This is a genomic window from Pseudomonas sp. SJZ103, from assembly GCF_007828335.1.
Taxonomy (GTDB): Bacteria; Pseudomonadota; Gammaproteobacteria; order Pseudomonadales; family Pseudomonadaceae; genus Aquipseudomonas.
The window spans coordinates 17330-42464 of the sequence record NZ_VIUN01000001.1 but is presented as its reverse complement, the minus strand read 5'-3'; the positions used below and the strand labels follow the sequence as shown (position 1 = coordinate 42464).

The following is a 25135-nucleotide window of genomic DNA, read 5'->3' as shown; positions in this document are numbered from 1 at the left end:
AATCGAACAGCATTTGCCCTCAATTGACGCGTAACCCAGTACTGATAACGGCTTACCGAAAGGTAGACCGTTTTTTTATGCCTTGAAGAAAGTGCCTGGGGCATACTCGCAGCGCCCCTCCTGGATACAGAACTTAGCCAATAGGACGTCCCTTCATGAGCCTTGATGTGTTCGCAATCATCATGCTGGGCGCTGCGTTGCACGCCACTTGGAATGCCGTGGTCAAGGGCGGTGACAACAAGCTGCTGACCACCTGCATGATCGCGTCGATCGCATCACTGATCGCATCGGCGGTCATTCCGTTTCTGGAACTGCCATCCAAGGAAAGTTGGCCCTTCATCGGCGCGTCGGTGATTTTGCAGGTGGTGTATTTCGTGCTGGTCGCCTCGACTTACCGCATTGCCGACATGAGCCAGACCTACCCGATCATGCGCGGCACCGCGCCGTTGCTGGTGGCGACAGCGAGCGTAGGGCTGTTGTCCGAATCCTTGTCCTCCTTCGCCTGGCTTGGCATTGCCATCATCTGCATCGGCATTTTGAGCATGGCTGCAACCCCCGGCATCGGTCAGCGAAAAGGGCTGCTCCTGGCGCTGGTCAACGCGGCAGTCATTGCCGGCTACACCCTTATCGACGGTGTGGGTGTGCGCAAATCCGGCGCGCCTGCGGCCTATACGCTGTGGATATTCCTGCTCACCGGCATCGCGCTTGCCCTATGGGCATGTGCTGTCAGGCGGCGGGAGTTCTGGCGCTATCTGGCGCGCCACTGGCGTCCTGGCGTTATCGGCGGCTTCGGCACCGTCGTGTCCTACGGCCTGGCGCTTTGGGCAATGACGGCGGCACCGATCGCCACGGTTTCGGCGCTCAGGGAAACGTCGATTCTGTTTGGCGTGGTGATCTCGGCACTGGTGCTCAAAGAACAGCTGACCCGCCGCCGGATCATGGCCGCGTGCATCATTGCCGGCGGGGCGATAGTGTTGCGACTGGGCTGACGCGCCGGTCAAACCCATGACATGCCCGGCAGGGCTGCTCTCCAAACAAATCCCCCGCCACCCTATCAAATGAGAGAGCTTCTCATTAATATGCCTGCTATTCGCGCAACGCCGCATCAGGGTATCGGGGCCATGGAGACAGGGACGCCAGGGGATCAGGAAAAACTCAGCGCCGTTTTTATCGGGCAGCGCAGTGCGTTAATCCGTATGCTGTCGCGCGTCGTCGGCTGTTCGAGCCAGGCGGAGGACCTGGCCCAGGAAACCTACCTGAAGGTGGCGAAAGCGCTGTACGCCCGCCCTATCGAACACCTGAAGCCGTTTCTTTATCAAACCGCGCAGTACCTGGCCTTTGATCATCTGCGCAGTGTGCGCAGCAAAAGGCGCTATGAGTGCCATTTGGCCGAAAGCCTGGTTGTCGAGGTGCCCACCACGGCACCCGGACCGGAGAGCCAGGTCCAGGGCCAACAGCAACTGCTGCAGTTTCAACAGGTGCTCGCTACCTTGCCCAAACGCCAGCAACAAATCCTGGTATTGCATCGACTGCATGACCTGTCCCAAAGCGAGATCGCTCAACGCCTGCAGGTGTCGTTGAGCACGGTGGAAAAAGATCTGCGCCAAGCCCTCACTGCCTGCGTCAAGCAAACGACCGACCATGATTGATCGTGCCGATATCCCCGATGCCATACGTAAGCAGGCGACCGACTGGTTCGCCCAGCGCGATGAGACGGTGCGCAACCCCATCACCCGCCAGCGCTTTGAGCAGTGGCGCGATGCGGATCCCCGGCACGCCACGGCGTATGCGGAACTGACCGCGATGTGGGAAAGCCGTGCCTTCGAGCAAGCCTTGAAAAACCTCGCCGGCGACCTGGAATTGCCCCCTGCCCCGCAAGCCGCCACGCACCGCAAGACACGCTTCGTGGCTGCCGCCGCTGCCGTGTTGATCACGCTGGGCATCGGCTGGATGACCGATGTGCCGATGCGCCTGCAGGCTGACCACATGACCGACGTTGCGCAGTTGGAACGCTTTGACTTGGAGGACGGCTCGCACATCGTGCTGGGCAGCCACAGCGCCATCAGCATCGCTTTCGACGGTGCCCATCGCCGCATCAAGCTGCTGCGCGGCGAACTCTATGTCGAAGCCGCCCATGACTCAGACCGCCCCCTTAGCATCGAAACCACCGAGGCCCGCGTCACCGTAGTCGGCACGCAATTCAGCGTCAGCCAGCGCGACGCGGGCGTCACCGTCGCCGTGCGCCAAGGCCAGGTACGCTTCGCCAACCGCAAGGGCGAACAGAGCCTGTTGCAGGCGGGCAACTGGCAACAGTTGCTGGGTGGGCATCTGCAACCGCTGTCCCTGGACGGTGGTGAACGACAGATGGCCTGGATCAACGGACGGCTGTCGTTCCAGAACGCGCCGCTGGCGCAGGTGTTGGCAGAAATCCGCCGCTATTACCCCGCACCGATCCTGTTATTGAACGATACCGCCGCCGGGGAGCGGGTCAGCGGCAATTACCAGTTGGATGATCCCCAGGCGATCGTGCAGGCGTTGGGTAAAGTCACTTCAACCCGGGTCCAGCGCCTGCCTGGCGGCATCCTGGTAATTCGCTGACACAGCCCACCTGACACCGTCGAAAAAAGTTTTACGGCTTTCGAAGCTTCAACCCGTCAAGAACTTTGCCTTTGCAAATCATTCCTATTTCTAACGGGGCTCACATGCACTTCCCAGCACTCAATCCGACCCACGCCCGCAGCATTCTTGCGCTCGCCATCTGCCTGGCGTGCAGCACTGCGGTTGCCGTGGAACCGGCGGGCAAACCGGCCATTCGTGAAGCAGCAGATACCCGCAGCTTTGCCATCGCGCGTCAGTCGCTGGTCAATGCCTTGGATCAATTGAGTGTGCAGAGCGGGCTGCAAATTGCCTATGCGGCTGACCTGGCCCAAGGCGTCGAATCGCCTGGCGTCAGCGGCCGCATGACCGCCCTGGAGGCGCTGACCCGATTGCTCAAAGGCACGCCCCTGAGCTTCGAGCGCAACGGCCCTGACGCAGTCATGCTGACCCGCACCGAACAACCCGGCGCGGCCTTGCAACTGGGCACCACCACCGTCATCAGCAACCAGTTGGGCACAGTCACCGAAGGCACCGGTTCCTACACCCCGGGCACCATCGCCACGGCCACGCGCCTGGTGCTGACCCCGCGCGAAACGCCGCAGTCCATGAGCGTCGTCACGCGCCAGCACATGGATGACTTTGCCCTCGACAGTGTCGACGACGTGATGCGCCATACCCCTGGCATTACCGTGTCGGCCTACGACACCGACCGCAGCAATTACTACTCGCGTGGTTTTTCGATCAACAATTTCCAGTACGACGGTATCCCCTCGGCCGTGCGCAACGTGGCCTATTCGGCGGGCAACACCCTGAGCGACATGGCGATCTATGACCGGGTCGAAGTGCTCAAGGGCGCCTCCGGCCTGCTCAGCGGCGCTGGCTCCCTGGGCGGCACCATCAACCTGGTGCGCAAGAAACCTACGGCGGAATTTCTCGGCCACATCACCACGGCGGCGGGCACCTGGGATCACTACCGCACGGAAGTGGACGTCAGCGGCCCGCTGACCGAAACCGGCAATGTGCGTGGGCGTGCCGTGGCGGCCTATCAGGACAACAAATCGTGGGTCGACCGCTACTCGAACAAAAGCTCGGTGTTCTACGGCATTCTCGAATTCGACCTGTCACCCGACACCTTGCTCACCGTGGGCGCCGATTATCAGGACAGCAAACCCAAAGGCTCCACCTGGTCCGGCAGCTTCCCGCTGTTCAACTATGCCGGCGAGTTGAACAATGCCAAGCGCTCCTTCAGCAATGCCACTGACTGGAGCAGTTGGCAGCAATACACCCGCACGGTGTTCGCGAACCTGGAGCACGACCTCGGCGACGGCTGGGTGACCAAACTGCAACTGGACCACAAGCTCAACGGCTACGACGCCCAGATGGGTGCGATCCAGTTCTACCAGCCGGCGGCGGACGGCACCGCCAATATCAACGCCCAGCGCTACAAGGGCGAAACCACCAGCGACTCGGCCGATCTGTATATCAGCGGCCCGTTCAATTTTCTCGGCCGTGAACATGACCTGGTGGTCGGTGGATCCATCAGCACCGCCCATTGGAAGGGCAAGGGTTATTGGGACGAAACCTTCCCCACCGCCAACCTGGTCGACTACTTCAACTGGCATGGCAACCTGGCCAAGCCCGACTGGGGCGTGGCCTCCCAAGTCACCGACGACACCATTCGCCAGACCGGCATGTACGTCACCACTCGCTGGAACCTCACCGACGACCTGAAACTGTTGCTCGGCGGGCGCGTGGTCGACTACACCCTGACCGGCAGCACCGACACCTACCGTGAAACCGGACGCTTCATTCCCTATGCCGGGGCCATCTATGACCTCACGGACAACCTGTCGGCGTATGTCAGCTACACCGATGTCTTCATGCCCCAGGAAAGCTACAACCTCGACCGTAACCGCAAGCTGATTGACCCGGACGAAGGCGAGAACTATGAAGTGGGCCTCAAGGGTGAGTTCCTCGATGGGCGCCTTAACGCCAGTCTGGCGTACTTCGAGGTGAAGGAAAGCAACCGCTCCCTGCCCGACGATGCGTACAACAACCAGACGCCGACACCGCCCAACTTTGCCTTCAAGGGCACCGATGCGACAACCAAAGGCTATGAACTGGAACTGTCCGGCGAAATCGCCCCCGGCTGGCAGTTGCAGGGTGGCTACACCCACAAAGTGGTGCGCGACGATGCCGGCAAAAAAGTCTCGACCTTTGAGCCCGAGGATCAGGTGAGCATGTTCACGATCTACAAGCTCAAGGGCGAGCTGGACAAAGTCAGCGTCGGCGGTGGCCTGCGCTGGCAGAACACGGTGTGGCAGGACATCTACAACAGCCCCAGGAATACGACCGAGAAATTTTCCCAGGAGGCCTACTGGGTGGTGGACTTGATGACGCGCTACCAATTCACGAAAAACCTGTCGACCACGCTGAACCTCAATAACGTGTTCGATAAGCCCTATTACACCAACGTGGGCTTCTACAACTCCGCCATCTACGGCGCACCGCGTCACTTCATGCTGACCACGCGCTGGGACTTCTGACTGCCTGAGCCACACGGCCTATCACGAGGTAGGCCGTTTTTGACGCCCTCCCTTGCCACTGTTAGTGTCCAGCCTTCCCCATACACGGAGTGCTTCACGGTGAAACTGGACATCTACCAAGTCGACGCCTTCAGCCAACATGCCTTCGGCGGCAACCCTGCCGCGGTGTGCCCGCTCACCGAGTGGCTGCCTGATGAGCAACTGCAGCATATCGCCGCCGAAAACAACCTCTCCGAAACCGCCTACTTCGTGCCCCGCGATGGGTTCTATGAGTTGCGCTGGTTTACCCCGCAAGTCGAAGTCGACCTGTGCGGCCATGCCACGCTGGCGACGGCGTGGGTGTTGATTCACGCGCTGGCGGACGCACCCCAGGTGCTGCGCTTTGCCACCCGCAGCGGCGAGCTTCGGGTGACGCGCAAGGGGGATGAGCTGGCGATGGACTTTCCCGCCCGGCAACCACAGCGTTGCGAACCGCCCGCTGGAATGTTGAGTGCCCTGGGGATCGAGAGCGCCGACGTGTTCGGCACCGATGACTACATCGTGCTGGTGGACGACGAAGCCCAGGTCGCCGCGCTGACGCCTGATTTTGCGCAGCTCAAGGGCCTGCCCAAGCGCGGGATAGCAGTCACCGCCAAGGGCACGCGGTTTGATTTTATTTCGCGCTGGTTCGGGCCGAATGTGGGGGTCGATGAAGACCCGGTCACCGGTTCGGCGCATACCTCGCTGGCACCGTTCTGGGCCGAGCGCCTGGGCAAATCGCACTTGACGGCCGAACAAGGGGGCCAGCGCAAGGGCCAGTTGCACTGCGAGCTGCAGGGCGACCGCGTGATTATTTCCGGCAAGGCAGTGTTGTACATGCAAGGCACGATTTACCTGTAAACCGCAGCGCCCCCAGGACAACAGATCATTCGCAAAATGAACGGAGTTCAGCACGTGTTTTCGATTTCCCTCCGCCAACTGTCGCTCATGGCGGCAGCCCTGAGCCTGGCTGCCTGCCACACGCCGGTCAACGAACAGCCACCGGCACCGGAGTTGGGCTCGGGCTATCGCACCGACCTCAGCACCCGCCAGGCCGAGCGCCATATGGCCGCCGCCGCCAACCCGCTGGCGGCCGAGGCCGGACGCGAGATGTTGCGCCAGGGCGGCTCGGCAATTGACGCTGCCATTGCGATGCAGGCGGTGTTGACCCTGGTGGAGCCACAATCCTCCGGCATTGGCGGCGGTGCGTTCATCATGCTGTGGGATGGGAAAAACGTGCACGCCTATGACGGCCGCGAAACGGCCCCGGCCGGCGCGACCGAGCGGTTGTTCCTGAACACCGACGGCACGCCGATGGCCTTCACCGACGCGCAGATCGGCGGGCGCTCGGTGGGCACGCCAGGGGTGCTGCGGGCCCTGGAAATGGCCCATAAGAAGACCGGCCGCCTGCAATGGGCCAAGCTGTTCGAGCCAGCGATTCGTTTGTCGGAGCAGGGCTTCGCGATTTCACCGCGCTTGCACAGTTTGATCGCCGCTGACCGCTTTATCCCGCAATCGCCGGAGATGGCAGCCTACTTTCTGAATGCCGATGGCACGCCGAAAGCCACCGGTACGCTGCTGAAAAACCCGGCGCTGGCCGCCGTGTTCAAGCGTATCGCCAAGGAAGGGCCAGACGCCCTGTACCACGGGCCGATTGCCGATGAAATTGCGCGCAAGGTGCAGGGCAACCGCAATGCCGGCAGCCTGACTCAAGCCGACCTCAAGGGCTACGCCGCCAAAGAACGCGCGCCGCTCTGTACCGATTACAAACGCTGGAAAGTCTGTGGCATGCCGCCGCCGTCCTCAGGCGGGATTGCGGTCGCGCAGATGCTCGGCACATTGCAGGCCCTGGAAGCCCGCGACCCAAGCCTGGCCATCGCGCCGATGACACCGATAAAAAGCGCCTCGCCTGCCGGGATTGAACCCACGCCCGAGGCCGTGCACCTGCTCGCCGAAGCCGGTCGCCTGGCCTTTGCCGACCGCGCGCTGTACGTGGCCGATGCGGACTTCACACCGGTGCCGGTGGCCGGCCTCGTGGCCCCGAACTACCTGGCACAGCGTGCCACGCTGATCGGCGAGCGCAGCATGGGCATCGCCAAGCCAGGCCGACCGGCCGGTATTCAAGTCGCGTACGCACCGGACCGTTCGCCGCTGCGAATCTCCACCTCACAAGTCGTCGCCGTAGATGACCTGGGCGGTGCCGTGTCGATGACCACCACGGTGGAAGCCGCGTTTGGCGCCCATGTGATGGTCCAGGGCTTCTTGCTCAATAACCAGATGACCGACTTCTCATTCATCCCCGAAGAAAACGGCCAGCCGGTAGCCAACCGTGTGCAACCCGGCAAACGCCCGCGCTCGGCGATGGCGCCGACCCTGGTGTTCGACCGCGAGAGCGGTGAGTTGCTGGCCGCGGTCGGTTCGCCGGGCGGCTCGCAAATCATCGAGTACGTGAGCAAATCCCTGGTGGCGATGCTCGACTGGAAGCTAGACCCGCAAGCGGCCATCGGCCTGCCCAATTTCGGCAGCCGCAATGGGGCTACCGAGCTGGAGGCGGGCTTGTTCAGCCCAGGCCTGAAGCAGGTGTTGAAGGACAAGGGCCATGAGCTGAGCGAGATCGACATGACCAGCGGCGTCCAGGCCATCGTGCTCAAGCGGGATGACCAGGGTAAGGTGTCGCTGAGCGGCGGCGCGGACCCTCGGCGCGAAGGCGAAGCGCTCGGCGACTGACTTTAGTGAACGGAGGGAATCCCTTGCACCAGGCTGAAAATCTCGCTGCCATCCCTGGCATCGACCACGGTTTCTGTTCGATCGACGACCCGCTGCGCCCGGATGAAGTATTCATCTGCAAGCAAGTGCACAGCGCCTCGGTGATTGAATGGCAGGCGGGCCAGGTGGCCAATACGATCGAGGCCGATGGTGTGTTGACGCACCACGCTCACCCGATCGCGGTGATCACCGCAGATTGCCTGCCCATTCTGTTCGCGTCGAAAACGGGCGAACGGGTGGCCGCAGTCCATGGCGGCTGGAAGGGGCTGCAACGCGGGATTATCGCCAACGTCATGCAGCGCTTTGCCGCCGAAGGGATTGCAGCCGACCAGCTGCAAGTGGCTATCGGCCCATCGATCAAGCCGTGCTGTTATGAAGTGAGCGAAGGCTTTATCGCCGACTTCCAGAGTGACCAAGGGCACCTGTGGCAACACGCCCAGGCACCGTGGAGCTTCGTGCAACCGGCACCGCTGCAATCCCCGCAGATGGCCCCGCCCCATGCACGGCAAGCAGGCAGTGCGTGGTTTGACTTGAGCGGGTATGGGTTGTTGCTGCTGCAAGCGGCGGGCGTCAAGCGTGAGCAGATCGACGTGAGCGAGGTGTGCACCTACTGCACGTCGCCGACGTTTGCCAGCTACCGCAGAAGGACGCATCAGCCGGAGGAAGCGAAGACGTTGATTTATTCGTGGATTGCTCGTACAGACTGACACGAGAAGGCCTACAACACTCTTTCTCAAATCCTCTACATGTCTTCAGATCGCAAAATGCCATGTCATTTTTTGCGATAAACCCCCTCTTGAGCGGCGCCTTTTCACCTGCGATTTTCTGGCCCGCACTTTCTTGCCAGGGGCTACGTCAAAGACGTAGAATTTCTCGTGTTAACGATCATAGAATCTCCATTGTTCAGCAAACTATGGCCTGACTATTGGAGCGAAGATGAAAAGGGTATTTTCATGGCGTTTCTTGCCAGCCATCCCGATGCCGGGAATGTTATTCCTGGCTCAGGCGGTTGCCGAAAAGTACGCTGGTGCTTGGAGGGTCAGGGCAAAAGGGGGGCAGTGCGAGTCATCTACACCACTCAATTGGCTTGCGGAGCAATAATAGCCCTACTGATTTACGGCAAGGGCGCTACGGAGAATATTCCAGCGCACATCCTGTACAAAATTGCGAAGGAGATGAACCATGCCACTCACTGATAAACAACTGAAGGAACGTGACGCCAAACGCAATATCGGCGAAGAATTACTGAGCGCTATTCAGGATGTTAAAGCGGGACGCTACGGCGCCGTGCAGCAGATCGAAATCACTCAAGCTGCCGAAGCAAGAAGCAAGACAGGACTGTCGCAACCCAAATTTGCCGAGCTTTTGGGGGTTTCGGTAAGAACCCTTCAAGAGTGGGAACAGGGGCGTCGTTCCCCCTCCGGCGCAGCACGCTCACTGCTGCATATTGCGGCCATAAGACCAGACGTTTTTCGGGAAGTCCTCAGTAACGCCTGATGGCGTTACTGGCCACTCCCTGAGGATCAACGGCTGATCTTCAACCCCTTACGCCCCGCATGCCGCTCCAACGCCAGCTCGATCAACCGGCTCACCAACTCGCTGTAGCTCATCCCCGCCGCCTGCCACAACTTGGGGTACATGCTGATACGGGTGAAGCCGGGCAGTGAGTTGATTTCGTTGATCAGCACTTCGCCATCGTCGGTCAGGAATACATCGACCCGCGCCAACCCCGCGCAACCCAGCACGTCAAACGCCTCGAGGGCCAAGCGGCGAATCCGCTCACTGGCTTCATGGCTGATATCAGCCGGCACCACCACCTGGGCCGCCTGCCCGTCGATGTATTTGCTGTCGTAGGAGTAGAAACCGCTGCTCACCACAATCTCGCCGCAGCCGCTGGCGACCGGGTTTTCGTTACCCAGCACAGCGCATTCTATTTCGCGGCCGCGCACGGCCGATTCCACCAGCACCTTTTGATCAAAACCCAGGGCCAGTTCAACCGCGGCGTGGTACTCAGCCTCGTTGCCCACCTTGCTCACACCCACCGAAGAACCCTGGTTGGCCGGTTTGACGAACATTGGCAGGCCGAGTTTATTCACCGCAGTGTCAAAGGAAATACGCGCGGCGTTGCTGCGGGTCAGGGTGATGAACGGCGTCACGGCAATGCCGGCGTCGCGCAGCAGACGTTTACTGATGTCCTTGTCCATGCACACCGCCGAGCCGAGCACGTCAGAGCCGACGAAAGGCAAATCCGCCATGCGCAGCAGGCCTTGCAGGCAGCCGTCTTCGCCGAGGGTGCCGTGGACGATGGGGAAGATCACGTCGATGTGTGCCAGCAGGCCGTTGCCGGAGGTTTCCACCACCTGCTGGCTGGCCTTGCCGGGCACCACCGCCAGTTCACGGTTGGATTGGTTAAGGGCGATGAGTGCCGGGTTTTCCTGGTTGATCAGGAAGTTCGAGGTGTCGTTGAGGTGCCAGTGGCCGGCCTTGTCGATGCCGATCAGGACTGGCTCGAAGCGTGTGCGGTCGAGTGCATCGACAATATTGCGCGCCGACTGCAACGAGACTTCGTGCTCGGCCGAACGACCACCAAAAATAATCCCCACCCGCACCTTGCTCATGACTCGGCCTCACTGTCGAAAGTAAGGCTTCTTACCACGGACGGTCAGCGATTCGCTACCAGGTGTGCGCCGAACAACACGTAGCAACCGCCAGCAAAACGGTCGAGCCATTTGCGCGAGCGGCTGTAGAGGTTGGCCATGTGCGCACTGGAAAACACCAGGGCCACGCAGGAATACCAGCTGAACGACAGGGTGGCCATGGTGATCACCGCCAGGGTCAGCAGCATCGGCGACGGCGACGGCGGCATGGTGGAGGCGAAGATGGTGGCGACGAACAACGCGGCCTTGGGGTTGGACAGGTTGCCCAGCAACCCCAGGCGCCAGGCGGAAAACAACGAGCGCCGCGCTTGCTCCGGCAACAGGCTCTGGCCCATGGCTGGCGCCGAGCGTTTGAACAGTTTCAGCCCCAGGTAAATCAGGTAGCAGCCGCCGATGATCTTGAACGCCAGGTACAACATGGGGGCGGCGGTAAACAGCGACTTGATGCCCAGGCCACCCGCCAGCCCCCACATGATCGTGCCGGTGGACACGCCCGCCGAAGCCACCACGCCATGGCGGCGCGAACAACTGGCAGCCAACTGCGCCGTGTTGAAGAAGTTGGGCCCGGGCGTCACCACCGCCACGGTCCACAACAGGGCCAGCGAGACCAGGGGAGCCACGTAGGCGGGGTTGATAAATTCCATTGGGCAGTTCCATCAGCGCAGGGCACGAGCAAGGAGCATAGACCTCGCCCACCGCCCGCACAATCGTACAAGACCCCGGCAGACAAGGGATGCAGACTGGGTTAACGTATTTCCACCTCTCCTTGTGACAAGCCGCCATGGGCAAACCGACCCGCAACTTCGACTGGCTGCACCGCGCCCCGCATGCCAGCGGCCTGGACCGTATCGAGGCGTACTTTGCAGGCTTTGCCTTCGACCCGCATCGCCATGACACCTACGCCATCGGGCGTACCTTGTCTGGCGTGCAGAGTTTTCACTATCGCGGCGACATGATCCACAGCCTGCCCGGCACGACCATGGTGCTCCATCCCGATGAGACCCACGACGGCCACGCCGGCAGTGACGAAGGTTTCAAGTACCGGATGATTTACGTGGAGCCGTCGCTGATCCAGCAGATCCTCGGCGGCAAGCCGTTGCCGTTTATCCCCAGTGGTTTATCCACTGACCCCAGGCTGTTCCGCGCCAGCGAAGTGCTGCTGCAGAACCTCGATCATCCGATTGACCCGTTGCAGGAACAGGACGCGATGTTCGACCTGGCCCACGCGCTGAGCAACGCCGCTGGCGCCCTCGTCAGCCGCAAGGCGTTCGATTACGTCGCCGCCGAACGCGCCCGGGAGTTTATCCACAGCGCCCTGGGCCGCAGCATCACCCTGGATGAAATCGCCGACCACGCCGGCCGCGACCGCTGGGCATTGTCGCGGGATTTTCGCGTGCTGTTCGGCACCAGCCCCTACCGCTACCTGACGATGCGTCGGCTGGACCTGGTGCGCAGTCTGCTCGCGCAGGGACAGTCGCTGGTGGACGCCGCGCTGATCGCCGGCTTCACCGACCAGAGTCATATGACCCGGCAATTTCGCAGCACCTACGGTATGCCGCCGTCGCGTTGGGTGAAGATGCTCGGGCGCTGAGTACGCTTAGAGCGAGTGCCCATCGATGGGCTCGCCGATGGTCAGGAAATGCCCTCCCGCCACATGATGCAAAGTCCGTAATTCATCATGCCCTTCGAAGTGCCAGTGGCCTTCGCTGAACACCCGCTCATCGGCATAGGCTGCGACCACTTCGCCGAGGAACAGGTCATAGGTCTGCTGGTTGTGAGGTTCGGGCAGCAGGCGACATTAAGCATGAGTCCTATGGATCAGCTCGACAGTTGGTTAGCGAATCGCCCTACCCGTTGAGCGCCAGCACATTTAACTGCCGTTATTTCGACACACGCCCATGACTTGGTACTCCAAAGTCGTGAGCTTGCCGCTGGAGTCTTCATAGGTCATGCGCGAAGGCACGGTGTTGCACGCGCGGATCGGCGGCGTCACGTTGACCACCTTGGCAATGTCCAGCTTCATTCCATAGCGATAGGCCTGCACTTTAGGCACCGGCTTGCCGTTTCTCACGGCGTAATCGGCCATGGCCTTTTCATTGCGCTCCATCATCAGGGCAAAGGTGCGATCACCGCCGCCTTCGGCCAATGCACCGAAAGACAGGACGGCCGTTAATACACCCAGAGCGGTTTTATAAAAGTTCATCACCTGTTCCTCGACTGAAAGTTCAGTGCCGAGACTAACGAACGAACCCTGACGCGATGTTCACCAGAACATTACTTATTTGTTAGGTGGTGGCGAGCTTCCAGAATTGTAATGTTCACGCCACCCAATCGTTATCCACGGTTTGCAACTATCAGCCCGGGCCAGATCAATAAGAACGCCCGCCTCCATAAGAAGCTGATAACTGCCAATACCGAGGAGCGAAACATGCGGATCCGTTATTACACCCTTCCCCTTTCACTGATCGCCACATTGCCCCTGGCAGCCGTGGCCGCAGAAGACAAACCTGAAGGGTTTATCGAGGGCAGCAGCGTGAACGTGCTGGCGCGCAACTTTTACTTCAACCGCGATGACCGCAAGGGCCAATCCAGCCCCACCGGGAATGGCTATTCCGAAGCCTGGGCCCAGGGACTGATCGGCAAATTCGAATCCGGCTTTACCCAGGGCACCGTGGGGTTTGGCCTGGACGCCTTCGCCATGGTCGGCGTGAAGCTCGACTCGGGTACCGGCCGCAGCGGCGGCAAGGGCTCGTTCGGCGTGCTGCCGGTGGACAGCAACAACCATCCCGAAGACAACTACAGCAAGGTCGGCGGCGCGGCGAAACTGCGGGTATTGGACACAGTGATCAAGGCCGGCGACGTGTTCCCGCTGACCCCCGTGGTGGCCTACGGCGATTCGCGGGTGTTGCCGGAAAGCTTCCGTGGCGTGACCCTGCAGAACACCAGCCTGGACGGCCTGACCTTGCAGGGCGGGCGCCTGAGCGGTATGAGCCAACCCAACGAAAGCGGCATGAACAAAGGGTTCGCAACGTTTTACGCCGGCCCGGTCGATTCACCTTGGATCGGCTACTTCGGCGGCGACTACACCGTGAACAAACACCTCAGCCTGAGCCTGTACAGCAGCCGCCTGAAGGACGCCTGGGACCAGTACTACGTCGGCAGCGCCGCCAGTTACCCGCTGAACGAAGACGTCTCGCTGTTCGGCGACGTCAACTACTACAAGGCTGTGGACGAAGGCAAAAAGCTGCTGGGTGAATTCGACAACTCCATCTGGAGCGCCCGGCTCGGCGTGAAGGTGGGCGCCCACAGCCTGGCTGTGTCACACCAGCGCAACAACGGCGATGACGACTTCGATTACCTGCGTCAGTCGGACTCGATCTTCCTCAACAACTCAATCCAGTACAGCGACTTCAACTCGCCCAAGGAGCGCTCGTGGATGCTGCGCTACGACCTGGACATGCAGCCATTCGGCATTCCCGGCCTGTCGTTCATGACCCGCTACGGCAAGGGCACCGGCGCCGACTACAGCAACGCCAACGCGGTTTATATGCGCCGCGATGCCGCCGGCGATCCGCTAACCGACCAACGCCGCTGGGAGCGGGATATCGAAGCCAAGTACGTGGTGCAAAGCGGCAACTTGAAGGATTTATCGCTGCGACTGCGCCAGGCCACCGTGCGCTCAAGTTCATTTGAATCCGACCTTGAGGAAGTTCGCGTGATTGTCGAATACCCACTGGCGATTCTTTAAGACGCGCTTACATTCACTTGCCGATGCCCTACATCTCTTCACAGGTTGAAGTCTGTCAGAACTGTAATATCGGCCTCACCTTCTCGTTAAGTTGCACTTTTTATACTGCGCATCGAACACATCTCATCTCTGCAGCTTTTGTGTAGCTCCTTTGGAACAGAGATGAATTTTATACGCCCCAGCCGGGGCGTTTTTTTTGTGTGCCAGGTCAGTGACGAATCGTCGCACCGGCCTGACGCGGCTTGACCTTAAAGCTACTTCAGGCTCCAGAGTTTTCCTACAGCCTATTCAGCCTCTATGAGGCCATCTCCTTTCGTTTTCCTTGAAGGTAAATCCCCATGCGTATCCTTGTGGTTGAGGACGAGCAGAAAACCGCCGACTACTTGCAGCAAGGCCTGACCGAAAGTGGCTACGTCGTCGATTGCGCCGCCAGCGGCATCGACGGGCTGCACCTGGCCAGGCAGCACACCTATGAACTGGTGATCCTCGACGTCAACCTGCCCAACACCGACGGCTGGGAAGTACTTGAGCAACTGCGCCGTGACGGCAACCAGCGCGTGATGATGCTGACCGCGCGCGGCCGCCTGGCCGACAAGATCAAGGGCCTGGACATGGGCGCCGACGATTACCTGGTCAAACCCTTCGAGTTCCCCGAACTGCTGGCCCGTGTGCGCACCTTGCTGCGCCGCAGCGAACATATCCCGCTGCCGGATGTGCTGCGCGTCGCGGACCTGGAGTTGGACCCGCGTCGTCATCGCGCCTATCGCGGCGACCGGCGCATCGACCTGACCACCAAGGAATTCGCCCTGCTGCATGTGTTGATGCGCCAGGCCGGCGAGGTGATGACCCGCACGCAGATCATCTCGCTGGTGTGGGACATGAACTTCGACTGCGACACCAACGTGGTCGAGGTCTCCATCAGCCGCCTGCGCGGCAAGGTCGATGACCAGAGCGAGGTCAAGCTGATCCATACCATTCGCGGCGTGGGTTATGTGCTGGAGGCGCGCCAATGAGGACCAGCAGCCTGTCGATGCGCCTGGGGCTGACGGTCAGCCTGATGGGCGCGGGGCTGGTCGTACTGCTGGCGACCCTGGCCTACCTGGCCTTGACCCATGAGCTGGAAAAGCTCGCGCGCAAGGGCCTGGAAAGCAAGATGGAGCAGATCCAGCACAGCCTGGCGATGGGCCTGGACACCCACGGAATCAAAGCCCGCCCCCACTCGTTGCTGGACCTGGTGATGGGCCATGACAATTTCTACCTGACCATCGTCGGCACCGCGCCCGATAACGCCGTGCTGCTCAGTGTCGGCGCTAAACCCCAGGAACCGTTACTGACCGACTTTTCCCCCCGGGAAACCCTCGGTTACCTCAACTGGGAAGACCAAGACGGCAACCAGGTACTCAGTGCCTCCAGCCTGATGCGCCTGGCCAGCGGCGAGCGCGTGCGCGTGTTGCTGTCGCTGGACCGCAGGGATGACCAGGCGCTGCTCAGTGCCTACCTGCGCGCCACCCTCATCGCTCTGCCGATGCTGCTGATCCTTATCGGCATGGGCGCCTGGGGGCTGGTGCAACGCGGGTTGGCGCCCTTGAAGCAGTTCAGCCATGTCGCTGCCCAAGTGACGACACAGGACCTGACCCACCGCTTATCCATCGACAACCTGCCCAAGGAGCTGGGCGAGTTGGCGCAAAGCATCAACGTAATGCTGAATCGCCTGGACGCCGGCGTGCAGCAGTTGTCGCAGTTCTCCGACGACCTCGCTCACGAACTGCGTGCACCGCTGACCAACCTGATGGGCAAGGCCCAGGTGACCCTGTCCCGTGAACGGCCCAGTGAGGAATACAAGGCCGGACTGGAATCCTGCACCGAGGAAATGGAGCGCCTGTCGCGCATGGTCTCCGACATGCTGTTTCTCGCTCAAGTCAGCCATCCGGCGGCGCGAGCCGGGTTCGGCACGGTGTCGCTGGGCGCGGAAGCGCAACGGGTGATGGAGCTGTTCGCCCTGAGCGCCGAAGACAAACACGTGACCCTCAACCTGCGCGGCGACGCCTGGGTGACAGGTGATCGCCTGATGATCCAGCGGGCCATTTCCAACCTGCTGTCCAATGCCATTCGCCACACGCCCGAAGGCTCCAGCGTGCTGCTGCTGGTGGAGACCTACGACCAGAGCGTGTCGTTGTCGGTGGGCAACCCCGGGCGTGGCATCGAAGCGCACCACCTGCCGCATCTGTTCGAACGTTTCTACCGCGCCGACAGCAGCCGTACCCGCGCCGAAGGTGGCACCGGGCTGGGGCTGGCCATTGTGCAGTCGATCATGCACCTGCATCAGGGGCACGCCGACGTCAGCAGCCAGCCAGGCCGGTTTACACGGTTCAGCCTGGTATTTCCTCTTCCTTGCGATGCGCCCACTGGTACAGCGCCGGCAGCACCAGCAAGGTCAGCAACGTAGAAGAAATGATCCCGCCGATCACCACCGTCGCCAACGGACGCTGCACTTCGGCGCCGGTGCCGGTGGCTAGGGCCATGGGGATAAACCCCAGGGAGGCCACCAGTGCGGTCATCAATACCGGGCGCAGGCGAGTCAGCGCACCTTCGTGGATGGCCACCGACAGCGAGCGCCCTTCCTCGCGCAGGTTGCGGATGAAGGCAATCATCACCAGGCCGTTGAGCACCGCCACGCCGGACAAGGCGATAAAGCCCACGCCTGCGGAGATCGACAGCGGAATATCGCGCAGCCACAGCGCCATGATCCCACCGGTCAACGCGAACGGAATCCCGGTAAACACCAGCAGCCCGTCCTTGAGGTTGTTGAACATCATGAACAACAACCCGAACACCAGCAGCAACGCCACCGGCACCACGATTTGCAAACGCTCGGAGGCTTCCTTCAGTTGTTCGAACTGGCCGCCCCATGTGGTCCAGTAACCTGCCGGGACTTTCACCTGCGCCGTGATCGCCGCCTCGGCCTCCTCCACGAACGACCCCATATCCCGCCCGCGCACGTTGGCACTGACGATCACCAGGCGCTTGCCGTTCTCGCGGCTGATCTGGTTCGGGCCGAGCACCAGGTCCAGGCTGGCGACCTGGGACAACGCAATAAACCCCAACTGCCCCGCCGCATTCCCGGCCAGCGCCGGCACCGGAATCAGCAGCCGCGACAAACCGTCGATATCCGTACGCAGCGCGTCGGACAAGCGCACGACCATGTCGAAGCGGCGGTCACCTTCATACAGGGTACCGGCCTGGCGCCCACCGACGGCGACGGCAATGGTGTCCTGCACATCGCCGACATTCAGGCCAAAGCGCGCGGCCTTGTCACGGTCGATATTGATGGTCAGCACCGGCAGGCCGGAAGTCTGTTCGACCTTCACTTCCGAAGCCCCCTCGAGGCCTTGCAAGGTCTCGGCAATGTCTGCGGCGGTGGTGTTGAGCACCGCCATGTCGTCGCCAAATACCTTCACCGCCACATCACTGCGCACCCCGGAAATCAGCTCGTTGAAACGCAGCTGGATCGGTTGCGACAACTCGTACGCACTGCCCGGCACAATCGCACTGGCGCGCTGGATATCGGCGATCAGGGCTTCGCGGGACTTGCTCGGATCTGGCCATTGATCCTTCGGCTTGAGCATCACGTAGCTGTCGGAAATATTCGGCGGCATCGGGTCGGAGGCGATTTCCGCCGTACCGGTACGTGCAAATACCCGCTCGATTTCCGGCACATGGGCCATCAAGGTTTTTTCCAGTTGCTGCTGCATCTGCACCGATTGCGTCAGGCTGGTGCCGGGCACGCGCAGGGCCTGTTGGGCGAAGTCGCCCTCACTGAGGCTGGGGATAAACTCACTGCCCATGCGGCTGGCCACCACGCCCGAGGTGACGATGGTCAGCACGGCCAGACCGAACACCAGCGGCCGGCGGGTCATCACCCAGTCCAGCACCGGCGCATAGGCCCGGCGTGCGGTACGCATCACCAGGTTTTCTTCTTCCTTGACTTTGCCGGTGACGAACAGCGCAATCGCCGCCGGCACGAAGGTCACCGACAAAATCATCGCCCCCAGCAGCGCGATCACCACGGTAAACGCCATGGGGTGGAACATCTTCCCGGCCACGCCGGTGAGGGCGAAGATCGGCAGGTACACGACCATGATGATCAGTTGCCCGAAGATCAGCGCACGCCGCGCTTCCTTGGCCGCCGCGAACACCTCGTGCAGGCGCTCGCTGCGGGTCAGCAAGCGACCATGGCGCTGCTGCGCATGGGCCAGGCGGCGGATGGCGTTCTCGACGATCACCACCGCGCCGTCGACGATAATGCCGAAGTCCAGCGCGCCGAGGCTCATCAGGTTGGCGCTGACTTTGTTGGTGAACATGCCAGTAAAGGTGAACAACATTGCCAGGGGAATCACCATCGCGGTGATCAGCGCCGCGCGGATATTGCCGAGGAACAGGAACAGCACCGCGACCACCAGCAGCGCACCTTCGAAGAGATTTTTCTTCACGGTGGCAATGGCTTTTTCGACGAGGTTGGTGCGGTCGTAGACGGTCACCGCCACCACACCGTCGGGCAGCGAACGGTTGATTTGCTCGAGTCTGGAAGCCACCGCCTGGGACACGGTGCGGCTGTTTTCTCCGATCAACATAAACACCGTGCCCAGCACCACTTCACGGCCGTTTTCCGTGGCGGCGCCGGTACGCAGCTCACGGCCGATCTCGACCTGGGCGACATTGCGCACGCGGATCGGCGTGCCGTCGGACGTGGTGATGACGATATTGGCGATGTCGTCGATGGACGCAACCTGCCCCGGTGCGCGGATCAACAATTGCTCGCCGCTGCGCTCGATGTACCCGGCGCCGACGTTGGCGTTGTTGCGCTCCAGCGCCGTGACCAGATCGTTCAAGGTCAGGTTGTAGGCCGCCAGGCGCTTGGGGTCCGGGGCGATCTGGTATTCCTTGGCGAAGCCGCCGATGGTGTTGATCTCGGCCACACCGGGCACGTTGCGCAGCTGCGGCTTGATGATCCAGTCCTGGATCACCCGCAGGTCGGTCGGCGTGTAAGGCGTGCCGTCGTCCTTGCGGGCGCCCTCCTCGGCCTCCACGGTCCACAGGAAAATTTCCCCGAGGCCGGTGGAAATCGGCCCCATCGCGGTTTCGATCCCCGTAGGCAATTGCTCGCGGGCCACCTGCAGGCGCTCGTTGACCAACTGGCGGGCGAAGAACAGGTCGGTGCCGTCCTTGAAGATCACCGTCACCTGGGACAAGCCGGAGCGTGACAACGAACGGGTCTGCTGCAGCCCCGGCAAACCGGCCATCGCGGTTTCGATGGGAAAGGTAATGCGCTGCTCGGTTTCCAGCGGCGAAAAACCGGCCGCCGCCGAGTTGATCTGCACCTGCACATTGGTGATGTCGGGCACCGCGTCGATGGGCAGTTTCTGATAGCTGGCGATGCCGACACCGGCCATCAACAGCACTGCCAGCAGCACGATGATGCGCTGCTCGATGGCGAATTGGATAAGGCGCTCAAACATGAGAAATCACTCGCAGGATCAATGGGCGTGCTCAGCCGAGCCCTTGCCCAATTCGGACTTGAGGATGAAGCTGCCGGTGGTGGCCACCTGGGCACCGGCCTCCAGGCCTTGGCGCACTTCGACGTAGCCGTTCTCACTGGCGCCCAGTTCGAGATGGCGGGTGATAAAACCGTCTGGCGTGCGCACGAATACCGACGGTTTTTCCTCGACGGTCTGGATCGCCGTGTGCGGCACGGTGACCTTGGCCTGGTAGGTGTCCGTGACCAATTGCACGGTGACAAACAGCCCTGGACGCCAGGCGTCATCGGGGTTGGGCACCGTCACGCGCACGGTGGCGGTGCGCGTTTGCTCGCCGAGCAAATTGCCGACATAGGCCACGGTGCCCTGCACATCGGTGCCCATTTCCGTGGAGCTGACCTTCACCGGTTTGCCGAGCCGGACCTTGTTTAAATCCTTGGGAAATACGCCGAAGGTGACCCACACCTGTGACAGGTCAGAAAGCGTGAAGGCATTGCTGGTCTCACTCACCACCTCGCCGACACCGAGGTGTTTTTCCACCACCACGCCTGCGAACGGCGCACGCAGTTCGTAACGATTGCCGCCGACCAGCACGGTGTTGCCGCTAAGTGCGGTCATTTTTTGGCGGGCATTGTTCAAGGCGATTTCGGCTTCTTGCAGGGTTTGGCGCGCCAGCAGGTAATCCTGCTCGGCGGAGATCTTGTCCTGCCACAACTGGCGTTCACGCTGGAAGGTAATACGCGCCAGTTCAACCCGACGCTCGCTGGCCGCCAGCTCACTGCGCTGGTCGGAAATCTGCTGGCTGGCGATCACCGCGAGCAGCTCGCCCTTCTTCACTGCCTGGCCAAGATTGACCTTCACCGACTCCACCACGCCGGCCGCGCGCGGGACGATATGCGAGGTGCGGTCTTCGTCGAAACGCACCTCCCCCGGCAGCGTCAGCAGTGTGCTGATCGACCGGGGTTGGGCCTCGGCGAGTTCGATGCCGGCGGCCTGGATTTGCTGTTCAGTCAGCTCGAGCGTGCCTTCTTCTTCCTCGGCGTTGGTAACGCCGGACAGCATCAGGCCCAAGGCGACGGCAAGCGCCACGCCGTGTCGTTTGTTCATAAGGCACTCCAGAAAAAATCAAAACCGGGCGAGGTCGCCGTAAATCCGTTCGATGCGCAGCCAGGCATCGGTGGCCTGGGCGGTGGCCGCAAGGTATTGGGTGCGCGCCGCGATCAGGGTGCGTTGGGCGTCGAGCACGTCGAGGAAGTTGAACTTGCCCATCTCGAAGCCGCGGGTGGCGCTGTCCACCGCGCTTTGGGCGGCGGGCAGGATCTGCTGGTTGAATGCGCGCACTTCGGTATTCGCGGTTTGCCACAGGTCCAGGGCCTGGCGCGTTTCGGTACGCAGGCGCAATTCTGCAGCGTTGCGCAGGTCGCGGGCCTGATCGGCACGGTGCGTGGCGGCAAGTACGTTGCCCTGGTTGCGGTTGAACAACGGAATCGGCATCGATACACCGACCAGGTTCACCCGCTCGCGCACACTGGCGTCGTATTGACTGCCAATGGACACATCCAGGTCGGGAATCCGCTGGGCTTTTTCCAGGCCCACGCTGGCTTCGTTCTGCACGATCTGCAGTTCTGCCAGGCGCAGTTCGGCGGTCTGTTCAAGGCGCGCCAACAGTTGCGTGGCGGACGGCAACGGCGGTGTGGAGTGGCTTGGCATGGCGACGGCCTGGAAGTCGGTCGCCGCGCTGCCGGTACTGGCGGCCAGGCGGCGATAGGCGTCGGTGAGGCCCATTTGCGCGCGGTTGAATTCGAGGCGGATCTCCGACAGTTGCACCTGGGCCCGTGTGGCTTCCACCGGTGAGGATTTGCCGGCGGTCACGCGGCCGTTGGCGACCACCAGCCCGCGCTCGGCCAAGGCCAGGGAGCGCTGGGCCAGGTCGAGACGTTCCTGGGCGCGCAGGGCACCGTAGTAGCCGTCGATCACTTCGGCGCGCAACGTATTGCGGCGCTGTTCCAAGGTCAGTGCGGCGGCGTCCTGGGCACGCGTCGCTACGTCAATGCGGGCACCGCGCTTGCCACCCAGCTCCAGGGTTTGGCTTAGCTTGAGGGTGGTGGTGCGCGTATCGCGACGTGTGTCTTCGGCATCCCAGGACGCCACCGGATTGGGGATCAGCCCGGCCTGCTGGCGACCGCCCTCGGCGATCTCGATGTCCCATTGCGCAGCCGCCAGGTCGGGGTTGTTGGCGAAGGCGGTTTGCAGGGCGGCGTCGAGGGTAAGGGTTTGTGCCTGGGCAATGCTGGCAGCTCCCCACAACAGCGTCGCGCCCAAGAGTTTTTTAACGGAAATTGCCATACGAGAGTTCCACGCCCAAGAAGTCCAAGCGGGGGCAATGTAGCGTTCGCGACTTATCAGAGCGGTGGAGCAAAGATTACAAATCCGACAGCAATGGCTCTGGGGCGGGCGTTATCAGGTATGCTTTTGGAGCAGGAAACAAAAAGAAACAATTTTCCCAACCTGTTCGATAAGGAGTCCCGCCTTGGCGTTATCGACTGCCGCGTGGATGCTTCACGACACCCGCCTCATGCTCTGCGTACTGCTGGCCATCGCCAGCATCATCGTGCTGATCAGCGCGACCAAGTTGCCGCCATTCCTGTCGATCCTGATCGGCACCTTTATCGCCGGGGTCGGCGCCGGGCTGCCAGCGGAAGAGGTGGCCAAGGCCTTCAGCAAGGGCGCCGGAACGATCCTCGGTGAAGCCGGGATCATCATTGCCCTGGGCTCGATGCTGGGTGCGCTGATGGCAGAATCCGGCGCGGCCGATCGCATCGCCACCACCCTGCTCGGGCTGGGCAAGGGCAAGTCGTTGCCATGGGTGATGGCGCTGGTAGCGATGGTGATCGGCCTGCCGCTGTTCTTCGAAGTGGGCCTGGTGATGATGGTGCCAATCATCTTTGTGATGGCCAAACGTTCGAACCAGCCGCTGTTGAAAATCGCCATCCCGGCGCTGGCGGGCATGACCACCTTGCACGCCTTGATGCCACCGCACCCGGGGCCGCTGATTGCGGTGAGCGCGTTGCACGCCGACCTGGGCCTGACCATGTTGCTGGGCTTTTGCCTGGCGGTGCCGGCGGTGATCCTCGCCGGGCCGCTCTATGGCAACTGGCTGTCCAAGCGCCTGCATGTGGATGAGCCGGCCGACATCGGCGCGCTGTTCAGCGCCCCGCCCAAGGCTCCGCGCCAGCCGAGCTTTGGCGTGTCATTGCTGATCATTCTGTTGCCGGTGATTCTGATGCTCGGCAGTACCTTGGCCAAAGTCGCGCTGCCAGCGGAAAGCAGCGTGGGCCTGACTCTGAAACTCCTCGGCGAACCACTGATCGCCCTCGGCCTGGCGGTGATCGCCGCCGTGATCTGCCTGGGCTGGGCCGCCGGGATGCCGCGCGCCGAAGTCGGCAACACCCTGCGCAAGGCCCTCGCGCCCATCGCCGTGTTGCTGTTGACCATCGGCGCCGGCGGCGGCCTCAAGCAAACCCTGCTCGACGCCGGCGTCAGCCAGACCATCAGCAAAGTCGCCGAAGGCGCGCACATGCCGTACCTGCTGCTGGCCTGGTTGATCGCGGTGGCGCTGCGCCAGGCCACCGGCTCGGCCACGGTCGCCACCACCACGACCGCCGGCATCCTCGCGCCGATGATGGCCGGGTTGGCGGCGACGCAAAGCTCACTGGTGGCGCTGGCGATCGGCGCCGGCTCGGTGTTCTTCTGCCACGTCAACGATGCGGGGTTCTGGATGGTGCGCGAGTACTTTGGCTTGCAGCTGAAACAGACGATTTGGGTATGGTCGGTGTTGCAGACGATTGTTTCGGTCGTCGGGTTGGTCGGTACGCTGGTGCTGTGGCACTTCTTGACCTGACCTTCAGGCCGCCAACGTGTGGCGCTTACCAAACAGCGCCACACTCGCCACCCCCACCGCGCCCATGACCACGCAATACCCCACGCAAATCCACGGGCTGGTCGGCATCAGCGCGATCAGCATCAGCGGCGTAGTACTTGCCCACAGCGCATAGGCGATGTTGTAGGTGAAGGAAATGCCCGACACTCGCACCTGCGCCGGAAACAGGCCGACCATCACCGACGGCACCGCACCGACCACCCCGCAACTCAAGCCCGCTACCGCGTACGCCGCACCAAGCCAGATGCCGCCGCTGATCAGGCTGGCGTACAGCAGGAAAATACCCACTGGCAGCAGCAGGCTGTAGACCAGCACCGCGCGCCAGGCACCGATGCGGTCCACCAGCAGGCCGGCGAGGACGCAGCCGATATTCAGGAAGACGATGCCCAGGGCGCTCAAGGCAAAGGTGTGGCTGGGGCTCATGCCGAAGGTTTTCTGCATCATGGTCGGGGTGATGACCACCAGCACCACCACAGCGGAGGTGAGCACGCAGGTGAGGATCATCGCCGGCAGCAGCACGGCGCGATGGTCACGCAGTACGGTGCGCAGCGGCATCTCGGCGGCGGCCTGGCGGCGGGCCTGCATTTCGAGAAATACCGGGGTTTCGCTGAGCCAGCGCCGCAGCCACACGCCGATCACGCCGAACACACCGCCGAGCAGGAAGGGAAAACGCCAGGCGTAGTCGAGGATTTCGGCCGGGGTAAAGACCTGCGCCAGCAGCGTGGCGGTGAGGGCGCCGAGCAGGTAGCCGAAGGTCAGGCCCGCTTGCAGGAAGCCCAGGGCATAGCCACGATGGTTGCGCGGTGCGTGTTCGGCGACAAAGGTCCAGGCGCTGGGCACTTCACCGCCCACCGCTGCACCTTGCAGCACGCGCAGCACCAGCAGGATCAGTGGTGCGAAGTAGCCGATCTGTGCGTAGGTGGGCATGATCCCGATCAGCAGGCAGGGCAATGCCATCATCAGGATGCTCAGGCTGAACACGCGCTTGCGCCCCAGGTGATCGGCGAAGTGCGCCATCAGGATGCCGCCCAGCGGGCGCGCCAGGTAACCGGTGACGAAGATGCCGAAGCTCTGCAGCAGGCGCAGCCACTCGGGCATTTCTGGCGGGAAGAACAGTTGGCTGAGGGTCAGTGCGAAGAACACGAAGATAATGAAGTCGTAGATTTCCAAGGCTCCGCCCAGGGCGGCCAGGCCCAGGGTTTTGTAGTCGGAGCGGGAAAAACGCTGCGCCTGTGGAACAAAGGTGGCAGTCATGTTGAGGCTCGGCAGACAAACAAAATGGCGTGCAGATTATGAGCTGAGCCGGATGATGGCAATCGCGGCAGATA

The 25135-nt window shown here is 61.9% G+C and carries 20 protein-coding genes and 1 pseudogene; 13 read left to right on the top strand and 8 right to left on the bottom strand.

The features are described from left to right. The first annotated feature begins 155 nt into the window (after window positions 1–155). From FBY10_RS00190 to FBY10_RS00150, 8 genes are all read left to right on the top strand, one after another. Window positions 156–989 carry an EamA family transporter gene (locus FBY10_RS00190; protein WP_145335598.1) on the top strand — a complete coding sequence of 278 codons (834 nt, stop codon included), beginning with the start codon at window positions 156–158 and terminating at the stop codon, window positions 987–989. A gap of 132 nt (window positions 990–1121) precedes the next feature. Further along, complete coding sequence (locus FBY10_RS00185; RefSeq protein ID WP_131700433.1) at window positions 1122–1649, top strand: RNA polymerase sigma factor; 528 nt, start codon at window positions 1122–1124, stop codon at window positions 1647–1649. Beyond that, window positions 1642–2598: a FecR family protein gene (locus tag FBY10_RS00180; protein ID WP_131700434.1), complete on the top strand. Its 957-nt coding sequence runs from the start codon at window positions 1642–1644 to the stop codon at window positions 2596–2598. The genes FBY10_RS00185 and FBY10_RS00180 overlap by 8 nt, the downstream gene beginning before the upstream one ends. A 104-nt stretch (window positions 2599–2702) precedes the next feature. Next, the gene (locus FBY10_RS00175) at window positions 2703–5144 is read left to right on the top strand and encodes a TonB-dependent siderophore receptor (RefSeq protein WP_145335601.1); all 2442 of its coding nucleotides are present in this window, start codon (window positions 2703–2705) and stop codon (window positions 5142–5144) included. Window positions 5145–5243: 99 nt separating this feature from the next. Then, window positions 5244–6023 carry a PhzF family phenazine biosynthesis protein gene (locus FBY10_RS00170; RefSeq protein WP_131700436.1) on the top strand — a complete coding sequence of 260 codons (780 nt, stop codon included), beginning with the start codon at window positions 5244–5246 and terminating at the stop codon, window positions 6021–6023. A gap of 36 nt (window positions 6024–6059) precedes the next feature. Beyond that, on the top strand, window positions 6060–7889 hold the full coding sequence (gene ggt, locus FBY10_RS00165) for a gamma-glutamyltransferase (protein WP_178116705.1): 1830 nt from the start codon (window positions 6060–6062) through the stop codon (window positions 7887–7889). Between the two features lie 23 nt (window positions 7890–7912). Beyond that, window positions 7913–8635: a peptidoglycan editing factor PgeF gene (gene pgeF, locus FBY10_RS00160; RefSeq protein ID WP_131700438.1), complete on the top strand. Its 723-nt coding sequence runs from the start codon at window positions 7913–7915 to the stop codon at window positions 8633–8635. Window positions 8636–9110: 475 nt separating this feature from the next. After that, entirely contained in the window at window positions 9111–9425 is a 315-nt protein-coding gene (locus tag FBY10_RS00150) for a DNA-binding transcriptional regulator (RefSeq protein WP_090409699.1), read from the top strand. Window positions 9426–9451: 26 nt separating this feature from the next. Here FBY10_RS00150 and ddlA read toward each other — a convergent pair whose 3' ends face one another. Together ddlA and FBY10_RS00140 are read right to left on the bottom strand one after the other, a co-directional pair. Next, the gene (gene ddlA / locus FBY10_RS00145) at window positions 9452–10546 is read right to left on the bottom strand and encodes a D-alanine--D-alanine ligase (RefSeq protein WP_145335607.1); all 1095 of its coding nucleotides are present in this window, start codon (window positions 10544–10546) and stop codon (window positions 9452–9454) included. A 44-nt stretch (window positions 10547–10590) separates the two neighbouring features. Continuing rightward, window positions 10591–11229, bottom strand: coding sequence for a LysE family transporter (locus tag FBY10_RS00140; protein ID WP_145335609.1), 639 nt, complete (start codon window positions 11227–11229; stop codon window positions 10591–10593). 137 nt (window positions 11230–11366) lie between these two features. On the opposite strand from FBY10_RS00140, the gene FBY10_RS00135 reads away from it, so the two are divergent. Next, window positions 11367–12176 carry an AraC family transcriptional regulator gene (locus FBY10_RS00135; protein WP_131700442.1) on the top strand — a complete coding sequence of 270 codons (810 nt, stop codon included), beginning with the start codon at window positions 11367–11369 and terminating at the stop codon, window positions 12174–12176. A gap of 6 nt (window positions 12177–12182) precedes the next feature. Here the strand turns inward: FBY10_RS00135 and FBY10_RS00130 are convergent. Next, a pseudogene (locus tag FBY10_RS00130) lies at window positions 12183–12383 on the bottom strand (flavin reductase); the annotation flags it as partial. 72 nt (window positions 12384–12455) lie between these two features. Beyond that, window positions 12456–12788 carry a DUF2790 domain-containing protein gene (locus tag FBY10_RS00125; RefSeq protein ID WP_145335611.1) on the bottom strand — a complete coding sequence of 111 codons (333 nt, stop codon included), beginning with the start codon at window positions 12786–12788 and terminating at the stop codon, window positions 12456–12458. A 225-nt stretch (window positions 12789–13013) separates the two neighbouring features. Between FBY10_RS00125 and FBY10_RS00120 the strand changes: the two genes are divergently transcribed. From FBY10_RS00120 to FBY10_RS00110, 3 genes are all read left to right on the top strand, one after another. Continuing rightward, window positions 13014–14333 (top strand): OprD family porin, encoded by a 1320-nt coding sequence (locus tag FBY10_RS00120; RefSeq protein WP_145335613.1) that lies wholly within the window; start codon window positions 13014–13016, stop codon window positions 14331–14333. A 338-nt stretch (window positions 14334–14671) separates the two neighbouring features. Further along, window positions 14672–15346, top strand: coding sequence for a heavy metal response regulator transcription factor (locus tag FBY10_RS00115; RefSeq protein WP_131700444.1), 675 nt, complete (start codon window positions 14672–14674; stop codon window positions 15344–15346). After that, window positions 15343–16779, top strand: a complete 1437-nt coding sequence (locus tag FBY10_RS00110) for a heavy metal sensor histidine kinase (protein ID WP_145335615.1) — start codon at window positions 15343–15345, stop codon at window positions 16777–16779. Before FBY10_RS00115 ends, FBY10_RS00110 begins: the two co-directional genes overlap by 4 nt. Here FBY10_RS00110 and FBY10_RS00105 read toward each other — a convergent pair. Genes FBY10_RS00105 through FBY10_RS00095 form a run of 3 tightly spaced genes read right to left on the bottom strand, consistent with a single transcriptional unit; the run spans window position 16703 to window position 22213 of the window. Continuing rightward, entirely contained in the window at window positions 16703–19849 is a 3147-nt protein-coding gene (locus FBY10_RS00105; protein WP_145335617.1) for a CusA/CzcA family heavy metal efflux RND transporter, read from the bottom strand. The genes FBY10_RS00110 and FBY10_RS00105 overlap by 77 nt on opposite strands. A gap of 18 nt (window positions 19850–19867) precedes the next feature. Beyond that, window positions 19868–20974 (bottom strand): efflux RND transporter periplasmic adaptor subunit, encoded by a 1107-nt coding sequence (locus FBY10_RS00100; RefSeq protein WP_145335619.1) that lies wholly within the window; start codon window positions 20972–20974, stop codon window positions 19868–19870. 18 nt (window positions 20975–20992) lie between these two features. Further along, window positions 20993–22213, bottom strand: a complete 1221-nt coding sequence (locus FBY10_RS00095; RefSeq protein ID WP_145335621.1) for a TolC family protein — start codon at window positions 22211–22213, stop codon at window positions 20993–20995. Between the two features lie 184 nt (window positions 22214–22397). On the opposite strand from FBY10_RS00095, the gene FBY10_RS00090 reads away from it, so the two are divergent. After that, a complete protein-coding gene (locus FBY10_RS00090; RefSeq protein WP_145335623.1) occupies window positions 22398–23768 on the top strand; it encodes a gluconate:H+ symporter in 1371 nt (456 codons plus the stop codon). Window positions 23769–23771: 3 nt separating this feature from the next. Here FBY10_RS00090 and FBY10_RS00085 read toward each other — a convergent pair whose 3' ends face one another. Next, complete coding sequence (locus FBY10_RS00085; protein ID WP_145335625.1) at window positions 23772–25061, bottom strand: MFS transporter; 1290 nt, start codon at window positions 25059–25061, stop codon at window positions 23772–23774. Window positions 25062–25135: the final 74 nt, after the last annotated feature.